The organism is Algibacter sp. YIN40 (genome assembly GCF_057219435.1).
Map to the genome: position 1 here is coordinate 854,631 of NZ_JBXVVC010000001.1, position 21,477 is coordinate 876,107.

Genomic DNA, 21,477 nt, shown 5'->3' on the forward strand with positions numbered 1-21,477 from the left:
TATAGGTAATATTTTGATATATATCTTATTTAATTTTATTTATAGGAAATGAACAAGTATATAGTTGCTAACTAATTTAATTTGAGTTGATTTAATATTTCTATAAACAATTGTTAGAAACCAATATTAACAACTATTTTTAATAACTATTTTATTTTATAAACTTAAAACTTGCTTTAATTCTGCTTATAAGTTAACTAAAAATTTATAGTAATTTATTTGTAGGTTATTTAAATGTTATTGATTAAAAAAAAAGTTGATATCTCCTAATTTTAATTTCATTAACTAACAAACAGTTATTAACAAGTAATGAATAAACTAATACACATTATATATAATTTTAAAGCAAGTAAATTATAAGTGTTAATTACTACCTTTGTTTAATTAAATTCTAAGATATTAAATAATGACTATTTCTATAGGAAACGACCACGCAGGAACCGACTATAAATTCGCTATAAAAGAACAACTAGAGGCGAAAGGCTATATAGTTAACAACTATGGAACAGATACTGATAACAGTGTAGATTATGCTGATTTTGTACACCCAGTAGCCGAAGATGTTGAAACTAATAAATCTGATTTTGGAATCTTAATATGTGGTAGTGCTAATGGTGTAGCTATGACCGCTAATAAACATCAAAAAATACGCGCTGGGCTATGTTGGAATAATGAAATAGTAGAGTTAATACGGCAACATAATAATGCTAATATATTATGTATACCAGCAAGATTTACTGCTATTCCTCAAGCATTAAAAATGGTAGAAACTTTTTTAAACACCGATTTTGAAGGAGGTCGCCACCAAAATAGAATAGATAAAATTCCATTATCTTGTTAAATGGGTCACAACCATTCTCATAATCATTCACATTCTCATAACGACTTAAAAGGGCGAAATCTTTTTATATCTATTTTATTAAATATTCTTATTACAGTGTCGCAAGTAATAGGTGGTGTTATTTCTGGTAGTTTAGCACTTTTAAGTGATGCCTTACATAATTTTAGCGATGTTCTTTCTTTAGTAGTAAGTTATATTGCTAATAAGTTATCTAAAAAAAAAGCATCTATTCATAGAACATTTGGATATAAACGTGCAGAAATTTTAGCGGCTTTTATAAATGCATCTACATTAATTATTGTTGCAGTCTTATTAATTATAGAAGCAATAAAGCGTTTTCAAAACCCACAAGAAATAGAGTCTAATTTAGTTATTTGGTTATCGTTAATTGCTGTTTTAGGAAACGGTTTTAGTGTGTTGTTGTTAAAAAAAGACGCTGAAGCTAATATGAATATGAAAAGCGCTTATTTACATCTTCTAACAGATATGATGGCTAGTGTAGCTGTTTTAATTGGTGGGCTATTAATGAAATATTATGCAATGTTTTGGGTTGATAGTGTTTTAACTTTTGTTATTGCTATATATTTAATTTGGATGGGGTTTGATTTATTAAAAAACTCTACTAAAGTACTTATGCTATTTACTCCAGATGATATTCCTATACAAAAAATAGTAGACGAAATTAACACTTTTAAGAGTATAAAAAATGTCCACCACGTGCATGTATGGCAATTAAACGAAGAGGAAATTCATTTAGAAGCACACATCGATTTTAATAATGATATCACACTTTCTGAATTTGATTTTATTTTACATGAAATTGAAGATTTGGTTTTTGATAAATATGATATTAACCATGTAAATATTCAACCTGAGTTTGGAAAGGATGATGCGAAAGAAGTTATTGTGCAAGATTAATTTCTAAAAAGAAATTAATCGTTTTTTGTTAAGACGTTTATTTGTTTATAAAATGCTAGAAATTAAAGTAAAATCATTTGAAGAACTTACAAAACAAGAACTCTATGATTTATTACAACTTCGCAGTGAGGTTTTTGTTGTAGAGCAGGATTGTGTATATCAAGATGTTGATGGTAAAGACCAAAAAGCACTACATGTTTTAGGTATAAAAAATAACAAGCTTGTTGCATATACGCGTATTTTTGAACCAGGCGATTATTTTAACGAATCTAGTATAGGTAGGGTAGTGGTTTCTAAACAAGAGCGTCAATATAAATATGGGTATGATATTATGACAGCGTCAATTGAAGCTATAAGCAAGCATTATAATACAACAGGTATTAAAATTTCAGCGCAGTGTTACTTGAAGAAGTTTTACTCTAATTTAGGTTTTGAAGCAGTGGGAGAGGAGTATTTAGAAGATGATATTCCACATATTGCGATGATGAGATATTAGTTTACATTTACATAAGTTATTAATATTTCTACCCGTCTATCAAATTGAGGATCACCACCAAGAGGAAATTTACGACGCATACCCACATATTTCATACGTTTTTTATCAACCCCTTTTTTAGCAAAATAATCGTAAACATATTTAGCTCTTGCTAAAGAGAGATTTCTCTTTTTTGTTTTCCTATCAATAGCATCACGACTAAACTTAGTACAACACACATGCCCTTGAATGGTAAAATAGACATCTTCGCGATCTATTAAAGATTTTGCAATATTCTCTAGTGTTTTTTTAGAGTCTTTAGTAACTGTGCTATAACCTGTTTTAAACAAAATATTATCAAAAACTATCTTATCGCCAATTTTTAATTCACCTTTAATAATTTCTGGAATATCTCGTTTTTTTTCAACTTCTTTTAGTTTTTCTTCCTTTGTTTTTGGTGGCTTTGGTTTTACAATAATTTCAACTTTTCTATTAAGCCCTCTAATTTTAGCAATGTTTTTTTCATTCACTATTTTTAACAACACCTCTCCTTTACCGTCAACATTTGTTATTAGAGATTCACTTATTTCATTATTAGAAAAAATAGTTTTTATAGCATCTGCGCGTTGTTGCGAGAGTTTTAAATTATATGTGTCTGCGCCTCTATCATCACAAAAACCAAATATTGAAATTGTTTCAATATCTACATCTACCAAATCAGAAATAAAAAGTAATAAGCGGTTTTCCTCTGTTATAGGCACCTCATATTTATCAGTATTAAAATAAACATCATGAACTAGTTTGTTTTGAGAAAAAACAAAGCATGTATTTAAAATTAATATTAAAAAAATAATTAATTTTTTCATGGTGCTATTAATATAAATCAGTTTTTAAATATACTCATTTTTGATGTTAATAGAAACACCTCTTTATCTCAAGTAATTTAAATAAGTAACAGGATTATTTAATATTTCTGTTGCTTTTTTAATAGGTTCATCATGTGTTTTATAGTAATCATACAAACCTTCTCTGTAAACATAACGTTTTACAATTTCGTTTGTTAGCGATTTTAATAAGTGCGCTTTGTTTTCATCAATAATACTGTTTTTAGAAATATTTAAATTCTGTATTAATGTTTGAAAATCTTTTTCTATTTCATCATCCAATTCCTCTTTTTGGGCAGTTTCAAGCGCCTTATAAAGACTTTTTTCCGTGTCAGTTTCGAAAGAATAATTGTTTGTTTTTAAATAACTTTTGAAATCCGAAAAATCGGAAGAAGAAAGTTTAAAGTTATTTATATCTTCAATTTTATGGTTGTAATAGTAATTAGTTGCATAGTTAAAAACCAGGTTGTCTTTTTCGATGGAGTTAACAATCGCGGCGTTTTTAGAAGCGCCTAAATTCACATCTGGAAAAACACCGCCACCATCAAAAACTTTACGCCCACTTTTAGTTTTAAACTCGTTGTAGTTTTCTTGTTTTACTCTTATTGCCTCACCTTTATCGTTTCTATTCCAATAATCTAAAGCTTGAATGCAACGACCAGAAGGTGTGTAATACCTAGAAATGGTAATTTTAACCTGAGTACCATAAGTCAATTGTTTTGGACGCTGAACTAAACCTTTTCCGAAGCTTCTTGAACCAACCACAACCGCGCGGTCTAAGTCTTGAAGTGAGCCTGAAACAATTTCACTTGCTGAAGCACTACCTCCATCAATTAAAACTACAATAGGAATTTCGGTGTCAATCGGGTTGTTTTTGGTATAATAGGTTCTGTTATATTTTTTTACCTTAGATTTTGTGGTTACAACAAGCTGGCCTTTTGGAACAAAAAGATTAACAATATTCACAGCTTCATTTAATAAGCCGCCAGGGTTTCCTCTTAAATCTAATATAATACGTTCTGCACCTTGAGCTTTTAAATCTCGAAGTGCGTAACTAGTTTCAGAAGATGCTTTTCGGTTAAACTGACTTAGAACAATGTAACCAGTTTTGTCGTTAACTAAAGAGAAATGAGGCACCGCTTTAATCTCTACCTCGGCTCGTTTAATAGTTGCGGTTTGTTGTTTACCCTGCCTGTTAAAGGTCACGTTTATTAATGACCCAGGAGTACCCTGAAGCAAATTACCAGCCTCATCTTTATAGGTTTCTACAACAACATCACCAACCTTAATAATCTCGTCCCCTGCTTTTAAACCAGCGTCATCGGCAGGATATCCTTTATATGGTTCTACAATAACCAATCGATCTTTAAGCGTTCTTACTTTAGCGCCAATTCCAGTATAATCACCCGTGTTATTAATTCTTGACGCTTCAACATCTTGCTCGTTCATAAATCTGGTATACGGATCTAAATCGGCAAGCATACTTTTAATTGCGTGATCCATTAAATCACCAGGATTTGTTTCATCAACATAATTCATGTTGAGTTCTTTAAACAAAGTGGTGAAAATTTCAATTTGTTTTGCGATTTCAAAAAAATCATTTTTGAATGCAGTAGTGCTTAAAAATATAATTCCAGCTAGCACAGGAATTACAATTCTTTTTTTAAGTAGTAATCTCATAAGTGATATGTATTATGATTTGGAAGTTTTGTTTAAAAACTTTTCAAACAACGTATTCATTTTAGCTTCTACCTCAACAAAAGAGGGTTTATCCTTGCCAATGTACAAAATCATAAACGCATATTGTGTTGTAATGTTGTTAAAATATGCCGATTTGTTTAAACGATAAACCTCTCTTAATAAACGTTTTATGCGGTTTCTATCAACAGCAGTTTTAAAATTTCGCTTACTTACCGAAACGCCAGTTTTAGCAATTATATCTTCATCAAAATCTGCAGACAAGTAGACTAAGCGAAGAGGAAAAGCGGAAACAGATTGTCCTTCAGTAAATAAGGCTTCAATAAGCTTTTTGCTTTTTAGCTTTTCTTTCTTTGAATATGTCCTGGATAATGTTTTCATCGGTTTACAAAAGTAGCAATAAGAATTAACAACATTGGAGCCTCTTATCGGCATGATAAAAATCATAATTTATAAAGCAACAATAGAGTAATTTCATATCCTGATAACACCTAAAAACAAGGCGTCATGGGAGAGTTAAATGTAACCAAGCTTTCAAAAGAGAAAGATCGAGCAAATTACATACATCACTTATTAAACGATATCAAAGCGCTTGATATCATGATTAATAAAGGCATGATTGAAGAAGTCCCAATTCGAATAGGAGCAGAACAGGAGTTTTGTCTTGTTGATAAGGCTTTTTTGCCTCATAATAACGCGTTAAAAATACTAGAAAACCTTAATGATGACCATTTTACTACCGAGATAGGAAATTATAATTTAGAAATAAACTTAGATCCTCTTAAATTAGAAGGCAACTGCTTTAGTAGGCTGCACAATCAGCTAAATAGATTGATTAAAAAAGCTAAAATAGCAGCTCAAAAAGAAAAAACTAAAATTGTGCTAGCAGGGATATTGCCGTCCCTAACTTTAGATAGTGTTAGTTTGGATAAAATGACACCAATTAAGCGCTACGAAGTATTAAATGAAGCTATAAAAGGATCGCGAAAAGAAGATTTCAACATCCACATAAAAGGCGTTGATGAAATTAACTTTTTACATGATTCTGTAATGCTTGAAGGCTGTAACACAAGTTTTCAAATGCATTTACAGGTGGACCCTAAAAACTTTACAGATACTTATAATTGGGCGCAAGCAATTTCAGGACCTGTTTTAAGCGTCTGCGCAAATTCGCCTATGTTGTTTGGTAAAGAACTTTGGAATGAGACACGAATAGCCTTGTTTACACAGAGTATTGACACGAGAACAAACTCATTTGTTTTAAATGAAAATCAGTCGCGTGTAAGTTTTGGAAACCAATGGCACACAGGAAGTATTACAGACATATTTAAGGACAACATCTCAAGATTTCGAAGTTTTCTAACCACAGAGTTTACCAAGGATAGCGTGGATATGATTGACAAGGGAAAGACGCCAAAATTAAGAGCCTTAGGGCTTCATAATGGAACCGTTTATCCTTGGAATCGCGTTTGCTACGGTGTTTCTAAAAACAAACCGCATTTACGTATTGAAAACCGATATATTCCAGCTGGACCGACAACAACCGACGAGGTTGCAAACATGGTGTTTTGGGTTGGAATTATGCATGGGAAACCAAAGCGATATAACAACATTCATAAAACATGGGATTTTAAAGACGTTAAGTCTAATTTTTTTAACGCGGCCAGATACGGTATGGCAACTCAATTTTATTGGGATGGCAAATATGTATCGAGTCATAATTTAATTTTAGATGAATTGTTACCGATGGCATATAAAGGACTATACAGTATGGGTGTTTCTCCAAAAGATGCTGAGTATTACTTAAAAATTATAAAAGACCGAGTTAGGGGCTTAAATGGTTCGGAATGGTTAATTAGAAGTTATCGCCATTTAAAAAAATCTCATAAGCGCTACGAGGCCATGCAAATACTTACTTCTAAGTTGTACGAAAAACAGGAAAAAGGTTATCCTGTTTCAACCTGGCGCGTGCTTGACGAAAGGGAGGGTTTACCTTCTGAAAAAGATCGTATTGTCAAACACATTATGAATACCGATATTTTTTCAGTCGATAAGGACGACAGTGTTGAGCTGGTATTAAATATGATGCAATGGAAAGATATTCATCATTTACCAGTTATTAATCATGAAAAAGAAATTATTGGAGTATTATCATGGAATGACGTAAAACCACTTTTAGACCAAAAAAACAAACACGATATGTCTGTTGGTAGAATTATGAAACAAGATCTAGTAATTATTAAAGAAGATTGTTCTATTAGTGAAGCTAAGCGGCTTATGAAGGACTACAATATTAGCTTTCTACCAGTAGCAAAACATAATAAACTAATAGGGCTTATAACCAATAGCGATTTTTAATAAGAAGTGAATATTAAACATACACAAATAAAGAAGCAAGAGGTTTCTGTAGAAAGAATTATCAAAGAAATTCATGGCGAAGAAAAGGGACCAACCTTGGTTTTTTTTGGAGGTATTCATGGTAATGAAAAAGCAGGTGTTATTGCATTACAAGAGGCTTTAGAGAATATAAAGCCACATAAACTAAAAGGGTCTATATATGCGATTTCTGGTAATTTAAAGGCTTTAGAAGAGAACCAAAGATACATTGATCAAGACCTGAACAGGCTCTGGACTAGAGACAATATAGATGCTATTAAAAACAAAAAGACTTTAAATAACGAGGAAAAAGAGCTTTTAGAACTGCTCTTTTTTTTAGAGTATGTTTTAAAAACGAAATCTGGACCATTTTATTTTTTCGACCTTCATACAACTTCAAGTAAAACACTACCATTTATAACTATTAACGACGCTTTAATAAATCGTAAGTTTTCTATATTATTTCCAGTACCTATTGTTTTAGGAATAGAGGAATATTTAAATGGACCGCTTTTAAGCTATATCAACACGCTAGGTTATGTTTCGTTGGGTTTTGAGTCTGGTCAACACGTCGATGTTCGTTCTATAGAAAACAACTTAGCATTTGTTAATTTAGTTTTGCAGTATACGGGCGTTGTAAATAAAAAAGAAACAATTATCCTTGAGTATTATAATCAACTAAAAGAGGAAAGTAAATCGTTAAATCGGTTTTTTGAAATCACACACTTACATAATATAAACACAAAAGACTCTTTTAAAATGTATGAAGGTTTTAAAAGCTTTCAAAAGATTGATAGAGGAGTTAAAATAGCCAGAAACAACAAAGAGGTTATCTATTCTAAACACGATGCGCGTATTTTTATGCCACTATATCAAAAAAAGGGAGCCGAAGGCTTTTTCATTATTAGAGACATAAAACCATTTTATTTAAAATTATCAATCTTTTTAAGACGCATAAAAATTGATAACTTGTTAGTCTTGTTTCCAGGTATTTCTTGGAAAAACAAAGCCAAGGGGGTTTTGAGAGTTAATTTGAAGATAGCAAAATTCTTTGCGAAACCTATTTTTCATGCATTGGGTTACCGAAGCAGACAAGTAAACCAAACGCATCTGAATTTGTATAATCGAGAACGAGTTGCTAAGACTATGATGTATAAAGAGGAGTCTTGGTATTGAGTAATAAATTTAAGGTTTGTAAGGATAACTTATTAAGTCTATTTTTTATTATTCTCTAAATTAATATCTGCCATTAGCCCGCTTGGGTCTATTTGTACAGAGGTAATTTCTTTCTTGGCTTCAAGAGTATAGGTTGGATACGCCCAAGCCCAATCGGGTTTTAAAGTAGCGTCGGTTGGTTTTTCACCACGCATCATTTGTAACGGGATATAAAAATCTTCAGTTGTCCCATCGGCATAGCTTACAGCAACATCTATTGGCATTGGCATGAGTCCAATACGTTCAAGTGTTACAGAATTACCATCAATTGCTTTAACGCCGTAATCAATGGTGTTGGTGGTTTGTGCAAAATCCATTAAGTACCAATCTAGTTCTAAACCAGAAACTTTTTCAGCAACTCTTATAAAATCATTTGGAGTTGGATGTTTAAACACCCAAGAATCAAAATAGCTTTTTAAAGTTTTTATTAGATTTTCTTCACCAATTATATAACTTAATTGAGACAAAAACACGCAACCTTTATAATAAGCAGCAATACTATATGCTTGTCTGTACCTATACCTGTCTGAATGTGTGGTTTGAGGCTGCTCTGCTCCTGATTTTGCTAGTGCGAAATAAGCGCTATATGGTTTTTCCCATGGGTTTTGCATGTTTTTGTTGAACATATCGTTCATGGCTTTATATTCTATGTAAGTAGCGAAGCCTTCATCCATCCACTCATGTTTTAGTTCGTTTGTTGCCAATAAAAACTGAAACCAAGCGTGTGCAACTTCATGCGAAATAGTGCCTTTAAATAGACCGTCAAAAGTACCTTCACCCAAAACTAATGTACACATGCCGTATTCCATACCACCATCACCACCCTGAATAATGGAATACTGCTTGTAGGGATATTTACCAACCAGATCTCCATAATATTGTATTAACTCAACAGACTTCGGTTGTATCTGTTTCCAAATATTGATATTTTCCTTTGGCATGGTTCCTTTATAAAGAAAGTGGAGCATCGGACCGTTTGGAACTTGAGTTGTATCATGAATATAATCTGGGTCAGCTGCCCATGTAAAATCGTGTACGTTGGGTGCCACAAAATGCCATGTTAGCTTATCTCCAAAAGTGCGATTAACTTCTCCTGTCTCGTAACCATGACCTATTTCGTTTGGGTTTTGTAAATAACCTGTACCACCAACAACATAGTTTTTATCAATGGTTAGTTTTACATCAAAATCACCCCAAACACCATGAAATTCACGACCAATGTATGGATCTGCATGCCAACCCTCAAAGTCATATTCCGCTAATTTAGGATACCATTGTGCCATAGAAAGCGCCACACCCTCCCTGTTGTTTCTCCCAGAACGACGAATTTGGATAGGCACTTGCGCCTCAAAATCCATATTAAAAGTTACTTTTTCTCCTGATTGAATAGGTTTAGCAAGTTTAACCTCTAGAACAGTTCCAACCGTTTCATGTTCTAGAACGACACCATTTTGTTTTAATGAATTAACGCGTATATACCCAATTTCGTCTGGTTTTAGTTTACCTATTCTATCGCCAATTCTTGCGTCTGGTTTAGGAATATTTTGAGATCTAACATCCATTTCACTTCCCGGTTGAAACGCATTAAAATATAAATGATAAAACACTTTGTTTAAAACATCAGGTGAATTATTTGTGTATACCAGAGTTTGCTTTCCCTTGTATTGATATGTGTTAACATCCATATCAATGACCATCTTATAATCAATATGTTGTTGCCAATATCCAGACTTTATAACATTATTATATGATGTCTGATTGGAAACAGATTCATTTTGAGTTTTACAAGAAAAAATAATACTTGTGAATCCAAGAAAGAAAAGAATAAGACGCTTCATGATTTATTTAGACAGTTTTTGAGCCATTAAAAGGGCATTATACGCGTTAACGATTTTACCTGAGCTTGTTAATTCTGTAAATGATTTAATGTTTGATGTGTCGCCACCTACTATAACCTTGGTTTTTACTTCAAGGCCAGAATCCATTAATAATTTTTTCACCTGTGCAGCACTTAAACTAGGGTAATAAGATCGCACTAATGCCGCAACACCTGCAAGAGCAGGAGCAGCCATAGATGTTCCTCCTTGGTATTCATATTCGTTTTCTGGCATTGTTGAATAAATCTCTCCTCCTGGCGCAAAAACATCTACATTCTGTTTCCCATAATTAGAGAAGTTAGCGACCATATTAGTGCCATATTTTGGTGCTAATGCGGCTACTCTAATATAGGTGTTTGAAACTTCAACGCCGTTTACATTATCATCTGGAAAATTTGGTTCAACATCTACATTGTTGCTATCGTTTCCTGATGCATGAACAAAAAGCACATCTTTATTGCTTGCATATTTAATAGCCTCTCGAACCCAATCACTATGTGGGGAATAACTTTTTCCAAAACTAGCATTGATAACTTTAGCGCCATTATCTACGGCATAGCGAATAGCTAAAGCGACATCTTTGTCGTATTCATCACCACGAGGTGTGCTGCGAATAGCCATGATTTTCACATTATTTGCAACACCTTTAATACCTTTATTATTTTTACGTTCGGCTGCGATTATACCCGCAACATGTGTGCCGTGACTTTCTGTTTTTTTCTTAGGCTTTACATTACCATCACCATAAGGTTTGTCGTTAATATCGTCTGGGTTGTCGCCTGTTAAACGACCTTTATGGTCAACATTTAAATAATAATTTAAGCGATCATTATATTGTTCTAACCCATCTTTTAGCTGTTGTTTAAATTCACTTACTGTACCAGCGTCTAAACTGTAAACATATTGAATTATGGATTTGGACTGTTGAAGCCCTTTATCTTCTGTTTTAATTGCATTAACCTCTGCTTTGGTATAGTCTTTTTTGCCTAAATGTTTTGAGATAGTCTCATCTGCACTAGAAAGCTGTACTAAAAATTGATCGTAATTAGTTTTATACTCAAGATACTTTTGACGCTCTTTTTCAAGTTCTGCTTTTGCTTCTTGAAATCTTGGGTTACTCGCATCTCCTTTCGCAACAATGCGGACATATTCTAGTTGTTCGTAATAGCCATCTCCAACAAAATTCCAGCCATGGATATCATCAACATACCCATTGTTGTCATCGTCTTTTCCGTTATTAGGCACTTCGTCGTTGTTTGTCCAAATAACATCATCTAAATCTTCATGATCGATATCAATTCCTGAATCAATTACAGCAACAATAACCGTTTTCCCTTTTTTGTTTTTAATAATTTCAGAATACGCCTTATCAACACTCATACCAGGAATAGTGTCTCGTATTAGATCTAAATGCCCCCATTTCTGTTTTTCGGATTCAGTAAGCTCCGAAACTTTTAAAGGAAGTTTGTCAATATTTTCTACAGGTGTTGCCAAAATATCGGCTGTACTTCCGCAGCTTGAGACTAAAACAGCAACAATAGTTAATAAGGGTAAAAATTTTAGTGTCTTCATTTTTAATATTTAGTTAAAGAACTCTTTTGTAGTATAAGCGTCTTTTAATCTGACCCCTTTTTCAGTATGAGTCACAGTTATAATTTCATTATGCGCATCGTGTTCTAGGAATAGATAATAATTTTTGTCTGCAGCTAAATTTAGAAACTTTTCTTTTTCATTTAGCGTAAGCAAAGGTCGTGTGTCGTAACCCATAACAAAGGGTAACGGCAAATGCCCAACGGTTGGTAACAAATCCGCCATAAAAGCAATGGTTTTCTCTTTGTAATGAATTAATGGAATCATTTGTTTTTCGGTATGCCCATCGACAAAAAAGATATCAAAACCCAGAGCGGAATTTTTTAATAAATCATTTTCGGGAAGTACCGTAAATTTTAATCGCCCAGTTTCTTCCATAGGAAGTATGTTCTCTTTTAAAAAGGACGCTTTTTCTCTTTTGTTAGGCTTTGTTGCCCATTCCCAGTGATTTTTATTGCTCCAAAAGTGTGCGTTTTTAAAAGCTGAATCATAACCAGTCCTATTTTTATTCCATTTTATGCTTCCGCCGCAATGATCGAAGTGCAGGTGCGTCATAAACACATCGGTAATATCATCAGGATGAAAGCCATGTTGTTTTAATGAGTTATCTATGGAATCGTTTCCCCATAAATGATAATAGCCGTAAAATTTTTCGGATTGCTTATTTCCCATTCCCGTATCAATCAGGATAAGACGATTACTTTCTTCAATAAGTAAACACCTTGCGGCAATATCGATCATGTTATTGGAATCGGCGGGATTGGTTCTTTGCCATAAAGATTTTGGCACAACGCCAAACATGGCACCACCATCTAGCTTAAAATTGCCTGCATTAATTGGGTATAAATTCATAAGGATTGCAAATTAAGAAATCTCTTTAAAACACTACGAATTGTTAAGAATATATTAAGAGTAGCACCAAAATTTCTTTTAGTATAAAAACTTAAGTCTTTGCAATAACATCTTTAAGTCGCTTACCGAAATCGAATAATGCCTTTATTTCTTTAACACTTGCTAAACGTTCTTTTCCAAAAATCAATAAAGCGTCACCATTGGACTCAACATGAAAATAAGGGTTGCTTTCAAAAAAGTGCGTTATCTCATCATTAAAAAACGCACCAATTTCTACTACATTTTCGCCTAACAAATAAAAGCGCTTAGAAAAATCTTCATGATTTTCTATAGGGATATCTTTAAAGCCAGCAAAAGCCGAAACTTTCTCTAAAAAACCTTCTCGGTCTAGGGTGAATTCTGGAATGTTTTGTTTTAAATCAATGTAAAGCATAGTGGTTCGCACAACTTCTTTCGCGATAAATTCACCTTCAGAAAATTCAATGTCAAATAGTTTAATTGCTTTATCACTGTGCGATAATTCGTTGTAGATGTGGTTGATTTGTTTGGTTCTAAAAAAGAAAAAACGATTTAAAAAGGACACTTCTTTTTTCTTTTCAGCACGATAATTTAGATCATAGTCTTTTGCTAAAACCTCCATACTTGTTTGACGCCTTGTAAGGCTGTTTTTTATGATTTTTGGTACAGGCAACAATCGTCTGGAAGCAAAAGGGTGTTTAGAATCGGTATCGTGTAAGTCCAAGCCAATAACATCAAAATGACCACCACGTTTTGCAAACAGCTCTTGATAGTTATTGATGTTTTCCATGATGGTGTCGTCCACAAACTCACACATCGAAAAATCAACGATAACATCCTCATCCTCTGGAACTGCATCTAAATGTTTTTTTAGCCTGAAATAGTTTAAAAAACTACAAAAATGTTTAACGCTTACATAGAAGTTGCCGCCTGTTTCTTCTTTAAACATGAGCACATTTGGTTTTAATACATTTCGCAAAAACAATCCTGCGCTTTTGTTTAAAACAATGTGAATGATTAGGGTTGTTATAACGCCTGCGACAATACCTGTAATTAAACCAATTTTTAAGGTAACAATAAGCGTCGCAAAAAATATAATTAGCTGTTCTTTTCCTATAGAGAACATTTTTGTAACAACTTTAGGTGACGCTAATTTGTAACCTGTATAAACCAAAATTGCCATTAAAGCAGGAAGCGGAATTCTTGTTAGTTGTGTACTAAAAAAGATTATAAATATTACTAAAAATAAGGCATGAAAAAAATTGGAAGAGCGATTGCTTGCCCCGTTATTAACGTTTACCGAACTACGGGCAATAACCGTTACCACGTTTAAGCCGCCTAAAAACCCACTGCCTATAGTTGCGACACCAAGAGCTTTTAGATCTTTATTTACATTAGAACGCCTTTTTTCTGGATCTAATTTATCAACTGCTTTTATACTGAGTAGCGATTCAATACTAGAGATTAATGTGAGCGCCATAACACTGCCTAAAAAAGACAGACTTAAAATCCCACTAAAATCTGGACGAGGGATATCTGCAATAATTTTTTGAATATTTGGAATACCAGAAATCATATATTCTTGTGCTATGGGGTTAGGTTCATGAAGTCCTAATTCGAAATAGTAACTAAACCCAATAGAAAGTATCACTATCCACATAGGAGCAGGAATAAGTTGTAGATATTTATTTCTAATTTTAGAATAAAACATCATGATAGCCAAACTTAAGACACCTGCTAGCGCAGCATATATTAGACTTTTATTTCCATAATGAAGCGCATCGTTTATGGTGTATGGGATTTCTAAAAGATAATCGACAGTGTCCTCTCTGTTTATTTTATGCGCTAGCATTATATGGAATTGTTTCCCGAGAATAATTAACCCAATAGCGGCTAGCATGCCTTGAATTGCTGAAGATGGAAAGAAGTCTGCCAAAGCCCCCATTCTAAAAACCCCTAGCAATAAAAGTAAAACACCAGAACAGATAATGGCGACGTAAGCACTTTCTAGTCCCAAAGTAGAAATAGCAATAAGGAGTACGCCAACAAGCCCGTTACCAGGACCCGCTATTGTAACATGACTACCACCTAATATAGAAACTATAATACCACCAACTATTGCGGCAATAACACCGGAAATGGGAGGTGCGTCGCTCGCCATAGCAAGACCTAATCCTAAGGGCAAAGCAATTAGGCTTACTACAAAACCAGAGAATATGTTTTTGGGTAAGGACTTAAAAAAGTCTTTTATGTTGTTTTTTCTCGGGCTCATTGAAGGATTAGCACATCGGTTGGTAATTCGGTTAAAATATGCTCTATGTCATGTGGAAATAGTCTGTCCCAAAACGTCATTTTTGAGGGCGCATTCATCACTAATAAATCTGCACGAGTTATTTGAGCATAATGACCAATAGAATACCCTTTTTTACCAAATATAGGCTGTAATTTTATGGTCTTTTTATTTGTAAATTCTTCTGGGATATGACTAATAATTTCCTTTATTCTTGAATTTTCTCTTAGCTTGATACGCTCTTTTATAATATTCGCTCGCCTTAAAGATTTATCGTCTTCTACCTTTACTGAAATTTGATCTTGCTTAATTTCTTCAACAATTGTAATTTTTTCAGAATTTAACTTGTTGGCAACATAAAAAGCAGTTTTTATGGTTTGTTCGGTTTTAGGATCTTTTAATCCGTTTACAACAATATGTTGACAAGCTATTCGGTCGACAGACGGTTTAATAAGAAGTAACACAGAACAATTAGCACGGCGCGTAATTTTTCTAGCAATAGAGCCTAAATAGTACCTTAATAAGCGCTCTCTTTGGACGGCGCCCAAAATCAATAAATCTATTTTTTTTTCTTCGGACGTTGATAAGATAACGTCAACGGGGTCGCCAGTTTTAAAAACAACTTCGTAATCGAGATTATCTTTCTTAAAAGTGTTAAGTATAACTTTTAAGGTCTTTATTTTGTCTTCGGAAGACGCGCCGACATGTATTAGAAATAGTTTGGACTGAAAAAACACCGATAGTCTTGCGGCCTCATAAAGGTTTGCTTTTAGGTTTGGCGAAAACGCAATCCCAATCCCGACACTACTAAATGGTTTTAAAGACACACAATACTCATTTATTGAAAAAGTTGAAAGATAGCATTTTTTAAAAACATGGAATCATCAGTTTTGCTTAAATTAGTCTTTTTAAAAAACAAAACAATCTATGTTAGAATTAGCAGGCATTATTATTTTAGGCATATTAGCTCAATGGTTTGCATGGAAATTTAAGATACCAGCTATATTACCATTAATATTAATAGGCTTATTGGTTGGACCAATTGCGGCCGAATTTCTATCTGATGATGGTGCCAAATGGATTGAACCGATTTGGAATGGTGAAAAAGGCCTGTTTCCTGGCGAGGGGCTTTTTTATTTTGTGTCACTTGCAATAAGTATTATACTTTTTGAAGGTGGTTTGACTCTAAAACGTTCAGAAATTAAGAATGTGGGTCCAGTCATTACCAAGTTAATTACTTTAGGTTCGGCGGTCACATTTTTTGGAGCGGGCCTGTTGGCTCACTTTATTTTTAATTTAAGCTGGGATTTGTCGTTTTTATTTTCAGGACTAATCATTGTAACTGGACCAACTGTTATAACGCCAATTCTTAGAAATATACCTCTTAAAAAAGACGTTTCGACAGTTTTAAAGTGGGAAGGAATTTTAATAGATCCAATAGGGGCTTTAGTAGCAGTATTGGTCTTTGAATTTATTAGTGTTGAAGGCGATAGCGGATTTACTAAAACAGCACTAATTGAGTTTGGAAAAATTATACTTTTTGGAACCACTTTCGGGTTTACTTTTGCTCACGCCTTAGCGTTTGCGATTAATAAAAAACTTATTCCGCATTATCTTTTAAATGTAGTTTCGCTTTCAACGGTATTATTAGTTTTTGTTGAATCTGAAATTTTTGCTCATGAATCGGGGTTATTGGCCGTGGTAGTTATGGGAATGGTTTTAGGAAACGGAAAATTGAAAAACATAAAAGAGCTTCTTTATTTTAAGGAATCTTTGAGCGTCCTACTTATTTCAATTCTCTTTATTTTACTGGCAGCCAATATTAACATTGAAGACTTGTTGCTATTATATACTTGGAAAACAGCTATTATATTTGCTATCATTGTATTTGTTATTAGGCCTTTAGGTGTTTTTTTAAGCACATCTGGATCGAAACTAAAGTTTAATGAAAAGCTTTTTATAAGTTGGGTTGGACCACGAGGAATTGTTGCCGCTGGAATTGCTTCACTTTTTGGAAGTAAATTAATTAAACAAGGGGTAGAAGGCGCAGAATATATTACACCACTAGTTTTTACCATTGTATTAGGAACCGTTCTACTTAATGCTACAACAGCTCGCTTATTTGCTAAATGGGTAGGTGTATTTTTGACAAAATCTGATGGAATATTAATTGTTGGTGGCTCACAAATTTCCAGATTATTAGGAAGTTATCTGGAATCTAACGGAAGACATGTTGTTATTATTGATAGTAACGAGAAAAACATAGAAAAAGCGCAAGAAATGGGATTAGAAGGAATTAGTACTAATATTTATTCAGACACCTTAATGGATAATATTGAATTGAATGACATGGGTTATTTAATGGCGTTAACAGGCAATTCGGATATTAATAAGTATGCCATTAATAAATTTGGCAAGCAATTTGGAGAAAACGGATCCTTTAGATTGGTTACCTCTCAAGAAATGTTGGACGACACAAATAATCCTAAAGAAGGTTTGTTTTCGCATACAGATGACTATAACACCCTATTGGATTTAACCGATAGTTACCCTTCGATACAAGAAAGCTACCTTCAAGACAAACAACATTACCTGAACCTAATAGAAATAACGAATAAGGATAACGATATAATTCCTTTGTTTATTAAAGATACGGATGGAGAACTTCATATTATATCGTCATATAACCTAGATGTTAAAAATATTGAAGCGGGTTACCAGCTTGTTTATCTGGGAAAACCTTTTGATATTGAAAATGTACCAACTGCAAAAACTAAAGTGTCAAAAGAATAATAGAAGGTATAGTTTTATTTGATGAATTTTAAAGACGCGTTTAAAGTTGTTCTGCACAAGGTTGATTGTGCAGTTAAGTCTTTAATTCTTGAGGAATGTTTAATGAAAAGGTATGGGTTTATTATTTTAGGCAACTTCATGGCCTTCAGCTTCAGCTAAAAGCATAAACCAATCTTCCAATTCAAGTTGAATTTTCAATGCTGTATTTGCGTTCTTAATACGTTCTTTATTTGTTGTTCCTATTACAGGAGAAACGCTCGCAGGATGTTTTAATATCCAACTTAAAAGTATAATTTCTTCAGGAGCCCTATATTTTTCTGATAATTTTTTTAGCGCTTTTTTTATTCTTAATGTTTGTTCATTTTCTTCTTTAAAAACATTTCCTAAAGGACTCCAGCACATAGGCTGAATGTTGTTTTGAAGCATTTGATCTAAAGCGCCATTTAACATTGCTTTATGTTGTGTTAGCGAAAACTCAACTTGATTTACTGAAACTTTAATTTTATCTGAAATTAAATCCACTTGAGATGGCGTGAAATTTGATACTCCAAATTGAAAAATTTTCCCGCTTTCTTTTAAATGGACAATTGCTTCAGCAATTTCATCAGGTTGCATTAAAGGGCTTGGTCTATGTAGTAAAAAAGTGTCTAAATAATCTGTTTTTAAGCTCTTTAAAGATTGCTCTGCGCTCCAAATAATATACTCTTTAGAATAGTTATAGTGTTTTATCTTATTATTACGAGTTTTTCCAACATGTTGAATTCCACATTTAGAAATTAACTGAATTTCTTTTCTAGAGATACCGCTTTCAGTTAATGCTTTTCCAAAATCAGCTTCAGTTGTATAATCACCATAAATATCTGCATGATCAAAAGTCGAATTACCATTTTCTATGCAAAACTGAATCATTTCAGCTTGCTCTTTGATAGATAATTTTTTTCCCCAAACACCCCAAGACATGCAACCTATAATTATTTTTGAACTCTTCACTATACTAATTTTTAAGTTTTTGAATTTAAATTTTTGATTTTGAGTTGTTTGTATAAAATTATTAGCAATGTTATTTACGGGTTTAAATTGTATTAATATTGTTTACGCCTAATGTTAAACGAAATTAGTAGAATTTTTCACAAAGTTAATAGCGCCTAAAGTTTTTCGTTTATAAGAAAGTATAGCTTTATTTTATATTGTTGTTTTTTTAAGCCATAATATGAAGTTCTGTAAACTCTTTATTAAGCACTAAAGTATTATCTCCATTTAGCTTAAGGTCTTTAAACGGAATAACGACATTATCAACTTCAACTTTAGAAATCTTAAACGGCAAACCGTGTAAGTTTAACATAAAGGTTTTATAGGTAGTAACAAATTTACCAGATTTATGCTGCTGAATAATAAGCTCGTCTTTTTTACCATGTAGCTTAAAGTTTCTTAAACTATACCGTCCTTTAATATAATCATAGCCATCTGTAGCATCTTCATAAACCATTGAGGTTTCTTTTCCTTGTTTATAAAACACATCAAGCAACAACTCGTCAATAGTTTTTTCACCTACATATTGCTGAATAGGGTATTTGGGTATGATAGCACCTTCTTTAATAAAAATTGGCATGCTATCTAAATCTGCATCAACCCATTGTTCCGAACCACCTTCAACTATCGTGTCATTCCAGAAATTATACCATTTGCCAAGCGGAAAATACATACGTCTTCCTTTTTGGTTTGGGCCCGTTATTGGGCAAGCCAAGATCTTTTCTCCAAACACAAACTCATCATTTCTATAATGCGTTTGAGGATCGTGCTGATCATATAATACAAGTGATTTTAAAATAGGAATACCTTCTTCAGCATATCGCCAAAAAGCAGTATATAAGTAGGGTAGTAGTTGATATCTTATTTCAATAAATTTTCTAACCACATCTGTAATGGTTGTTCCAAAAGCCCAAGGCTCTTGATCGCCATGATCACCAGATGAGTGAGTTCTACAAAAGGGATGGAAAATACCTAGCTGAATCCAACGAGCATACAACTCTCCGTTTGGCTGTTCTGCAAAACCACCAATATCAGACCCAATAAATGAGAACCCCGACATGCACATACGTTGTGCTTGTAAATTTGCAATGGATAAATGATCCCAAGTAGCGACATTATCTCCTGTCCAGCTTGAAGTATAGCGCTGTGTTCCGGAGTAAGCGGCTCTTGTAATTACGAAAGGCCTTTTAGGGTATGAGAATTTTTTTAACCCTTGATAAGTTGCTCTAGCCATTTGCATGCCATAAACATTATGTGCTTTTCTGTGACTACAAGGATTTCCATCATAATCATGTCTTACATCGTTCGGGAATGTTTTCCCCGGAACATCCATTACAGCAGGCTCGTTCATATCATTCCAAACACCTTTGACGCCTATATCTTCAATTAATTCTTTGAATAAATTAGACCACCAATCTCTAACCTCAGGTCTTGTAAAATCTGGAAAATAACATTCCCCAGGCCAAACCTTGCCTTTCATATAAGGTCCGTCTGCACGTTTGCAGAAATAATCTTTTTCAAGACCTTCTTTAAACACAGAATACTCCATATCTATTTTAATTCCTGGATCTATGATAACAATGGTTTTAAAACCGTCGTCAGCAAGCTCCTTTACCATTCGTTTTGGGTTAGGGAAATATTCATCACTCCATGTAAAACACCTAAAGCCTTCCATGTAGTCAATGTCTAAATATATGGCATCGCACGGAATTTGCAATTCTCTAAATTTCGCAGCGACTTCTTTAACGTTAGATTCTGGATAGTAACTCCATTTACATTGGTGATAACCTAAAGTCCAGAGAGCAGGCATAGCATGAGGCTTACCTGTTAAATCAGTATAATTTGCTACAACCTCAGACATTTCAGGTCCGTAAATGAAATAATAATTCATTTCACCGCCATGTGCCCAGAAGCTTGTTATGTTTCTGCGCTCATTACAAAAATCAAAGAACGATCTAAAGGTGTTGTCGAAAAATATACCGTAAGCTTTTTTATTATGTAAAGCTGTGTAAAATGGAATTGCTTTATAAATAGGGTCAGTGTCACGACCATAAGCGTAAGAATCTGTTACCCAGTTTTCAAAACGCTTCCCTTTTAAGTTGTTGTCAACAGGCTTATCTCCTAGTCCGTAGTAACTTTCTCCTAGTTGTGCGGTTTTTGACATTTTGACAACATCTCCACCGTATTCATAACTTTCTTCCCAGTGAAAACCAAGTTCGTCCTCACAAATCAAACTTTTGTCCTTAGCGTCAAAAATAGAGATTCTCAAATCCTCTTTTGAAACATTACAGATTAGTTTTTTTGTCGTTATAATATAATTTGTATCGTCTTCGGTTACTTCAAGGTGATTATATCCTCTACTGGCATATTTTGTTATAGCATATGAAAAATCATTCTCAAAAATACCTGTGGTAGTATATCGAAATCTTAAAATACTATCTCTGCGCACGGTTACTTGTAAAAGAACGCCGTTTTCCGCCTCAAAAGAAAGGACATTTAGGTTCTTTTCGTGCTTAATGATTTTAGAAGGGAATAAGTTTCCTTTATATTCTAATTCGGTATTTAATATCATAAACTCGTAAATTTATCAATCAACGAAAATAACAAATATATTAAGCATA

At 33.4% G+C, this 21,477-nt stretch carries 16 protein-coding genes; 6 read left to right on the forward strand and 10 right to left on the reverse strand.

Going from position 1 to position 21,477, the window contains the following annotated elements; genetic code table 11:
• The first annotated feature begins 406 nt into the window (after positions 1 to 406).
• From AC2D6V_RS04080 to AC2D6V_RS04090, 3 genes are read left to right on the forward strand one after another with little or no spacing between them, the layout of a single operon-like run.
• Complete coding sequence (locus AC2D6V_RS04080) at positions 407 to 841, forward strand: RpiB/LacA/LacB family sugar-phosphate isomerase (RefSeq protein ID WP_484646776.1); 435 nt, start codon at positions 407 to 409, stop codon at positions 839 to 841.
• On the forward strand, positions 842 to 1,759 hold the full coding sequence (locus AC2D6V_RS04085; protein WP_484646777.1) for a cation diffusion facilitator family transporter: 918 nt from the start codon (positions 842 to 844) through the stop codon (positions 1,757 to 1,759).
• A 52-nt stretch (positions 1,760 to 1,811) separates the two neighbouring features.
• On the forward strand, positions 1,812 to 2,255 hold the full coding sequence (locus AC2D6V_RS04090) for a GNAT family N-acetyltransferase (protein ID WP_484646778.1): 444 nt from the start codon (positions 1,812 to 1,814) through the stop codon (positions 2,253 to 2,255).
• On the opposite strand, the gene AC2D6V_RS04095 is transcribed toward AC2D6V_RS04090, so the two are convergent.
• The 3 genes from AC2D6V_RS04095 to rnpA form a co-directional block, all read right to left on the reverse strand.
• The gene (locus AC2D6V_RS04095; RefSeq protein WP_484646779.1) at positions 2,252 to 3,100 is read right to left on the reverse strand and encodes an OmpA family protein; all 849 of its coding nucleotides are present in this window, start codon (positions 3,098 to 3,100) and stop codon (positions 2,252 to 2,254) included. The two genes, AC2D6V_RS04090 and AC2D6V_RS04095, sit on opposite strands and share 4 nt — an antisense overlap.
• Positions 3,101 to 3,163: 63 nt before the next feature.
• On the reverse strand, positions 3,164 to 4,798 hold the full coding sequence (locus AC2D6V_RS04100; protein WP_484646780.1) for a S41 family peptidase: 1,635 nt from the start codon (positions 4,796 to 4,798) through the stop codon (positions 3,164 to 3,166).
• Between the two features lie 12 nt (positions 4,799 to 4,810).
• Positions 4,811 to 5,197, reverse strand: coding sequence for a ribonuclease P protein component (gene rnpA, locus AC2D6V_RS04105; protein WP_484646781.1), 387 nt, complete (start codon positions 5,195 to 5,197; stop codon positions 4,811 to 4,813).
• Between the two features lie 126 nt (positions 5,198 to 5,323).
• Here rnpA and AC2D6V_RS04110 point away from each other — a divergent pair, with 126 nt between their 5' ends.
• Both AC2D6V_RS04110 and AC2D6V_RS04115 read left to right on the forward strand, forming a co-directional pair.
• Positions 5,324 to 7,174 carry a glutamate-cysteine ligase family protein gene (locus AC2D6V_RS04110; RefSeq protein ID WP_484646782.1) on the forward strand — a complete coding sequence of 617 codons (1,851 nt, stop codon included), beginning with the start codon at positions 5,324 to 5,326 and terminating at the stop codon, positions 7,172 to 7,174.
• 6 nt (positions 7,175 to 7,180) lie between these two features.
• On the forward strand, positions 7,181 to 8,368 hold the full coding sequence (locus tag AC2D6V_RS04115) for a succinylglutamate desuccinylase/aspartoacylase family protein (RefSeq protein WP_484646783.1): 1,188 nt from the start codon (positions 7,181 to 7,183) through the stop codon (positions 8,366 to 8,368).
• A gap of 38 nt (positions 8,369 to 8,406) precedes the next feature.
• Here AC2D6V_RS04115 and AC2D6V_RS04120 read toward each other — a convergent pair whose 3' ends face one another.
• The 5 genes from AC2D6V_RS04120 to AC2D6V_RS04140 all read right to left on the reverse strand — a co-directional run bounded on the left by AC2D6V_RS04120 (position 8,407) and on the right by AC2D6V_RS04140 (position 15,861).
• Positions 8,407 to 10,245 (reverse strand): M1 family metallopeptidase, encoded by a 1,839-nt coding sequence (locus AC2D6V_RS04120; RefSeq protein ID WP_484646784.1) that lies wholly within the window; start codon positions 10,243 to 10,245, stop codon positions 8,407 to 8,409.
• A 3-nt stretch (positions 10,246 to 10,248) separates the two neighbouring features.
• Positions 10,249 to 11,856 carry a S8 family peptidase gene (locus AC2D6V_RS04125; RefSeq protein ID WP_484646785.1) on the reverse strand — a complete coding sequence of 536 codons (1,608 nt, stop codon included), beginning with the start codon at positions 11,854 to 11,856 and terminating at the stop codon, positions 10,249 to 10,251.
• Between the two features lie 9 nt (positions 11,857 to 11,865).
• Complete coding sequence (locus AC2D6V_RS04130) at positions 11,866 to 12,726, reverse strand: MBL fold metallo-hydrolase (protein ID WP_484646786.1); 861 nt, start codon at positions 12,724 to 12,726, stop codon at positions 11,866 to 11,868.
• Between the two features lie 91 nt (positions 12,727 to 12,817).
• Positions 12,818 to 15,016, reverse strand: a complete 2,199-nt coding sequence (locus tag AC2D6V_RS04135) for a SulP family inorganic anion transporter (protein WP_484646787.1) — start codon at positions 15,014 to 15,016, stop codon at positions 12,818 to 12,820.
• Positions 15,013 to 15,861 carry a universal stress protein gene (locus AC2D6V_RS04140; protein WP_484646788.1) on the reverse strand — a complete coding sequence of 283 codons (849 nt, stop codon included), beginning with the start codon at positions 15,859 to 15,861 and terminating at the stop codon, positions 15,013 to 15,015. The genes AC2D6V_RS04135 and AC2D6V_RS04140 overlap by 4 nt, the downstream gene beginning before the upstream one ends.
• 100 nt (positions 15,862 to 15,961) lie before the next feature.
• On the opposite strand from AC2D6V_RS04140, the gene AC2D6V_RS04145 reads away from it, so the two are divergent.
• Positions 15,962 to 17,827, forward strand: a complete 1,866-nt coding sequence (locus AC2D6V_RS04145; RefSeq protein WP_484646789.1) for a cation:proton antiporter — start codon at positions 15,962 to 15,964, stop codon at positions 17,825 to 17,827.
• Between the two features lie 126 nt (positions 17,828 to 17,953).
• Here AC2D6V_RS04145 and AC2D6V_RS04150 read toward each other — a convergent pair whose 3' ends face one another.
• Together AC2D6V_RS04150 and AC2D6V_RS04155 are read right to left on the reverse strand one after the other, a co-directional pair.
• Positions 17,954 to 18,817 (reverse strand): aldo/keto reductase, encoded by an 864-nt coding sequence (locus tag AC2D6V_RS04150; protein ID WP_484646790.1) that lies wholly within the window; start codon positions 18,815 to 18,817, stop codon positions 17,954 to 17,956.
• A gap of 208 nt (positions 18,818 to 19,025) precedes the next feature.
• Positions 19,026 to 21,428, reverse strand: a complete 2,403-nt coding sequence (locus AC2D6V_RS04155; protein WP_484646791.1) for a glycoside hydrolase family 31 protein — start codon at positions 21,426 to 21,428, stop codon at positions 19,026 to 19,028.
• Positions 21,429 to 21,477 lie beyond the last annotated feature (49 nt).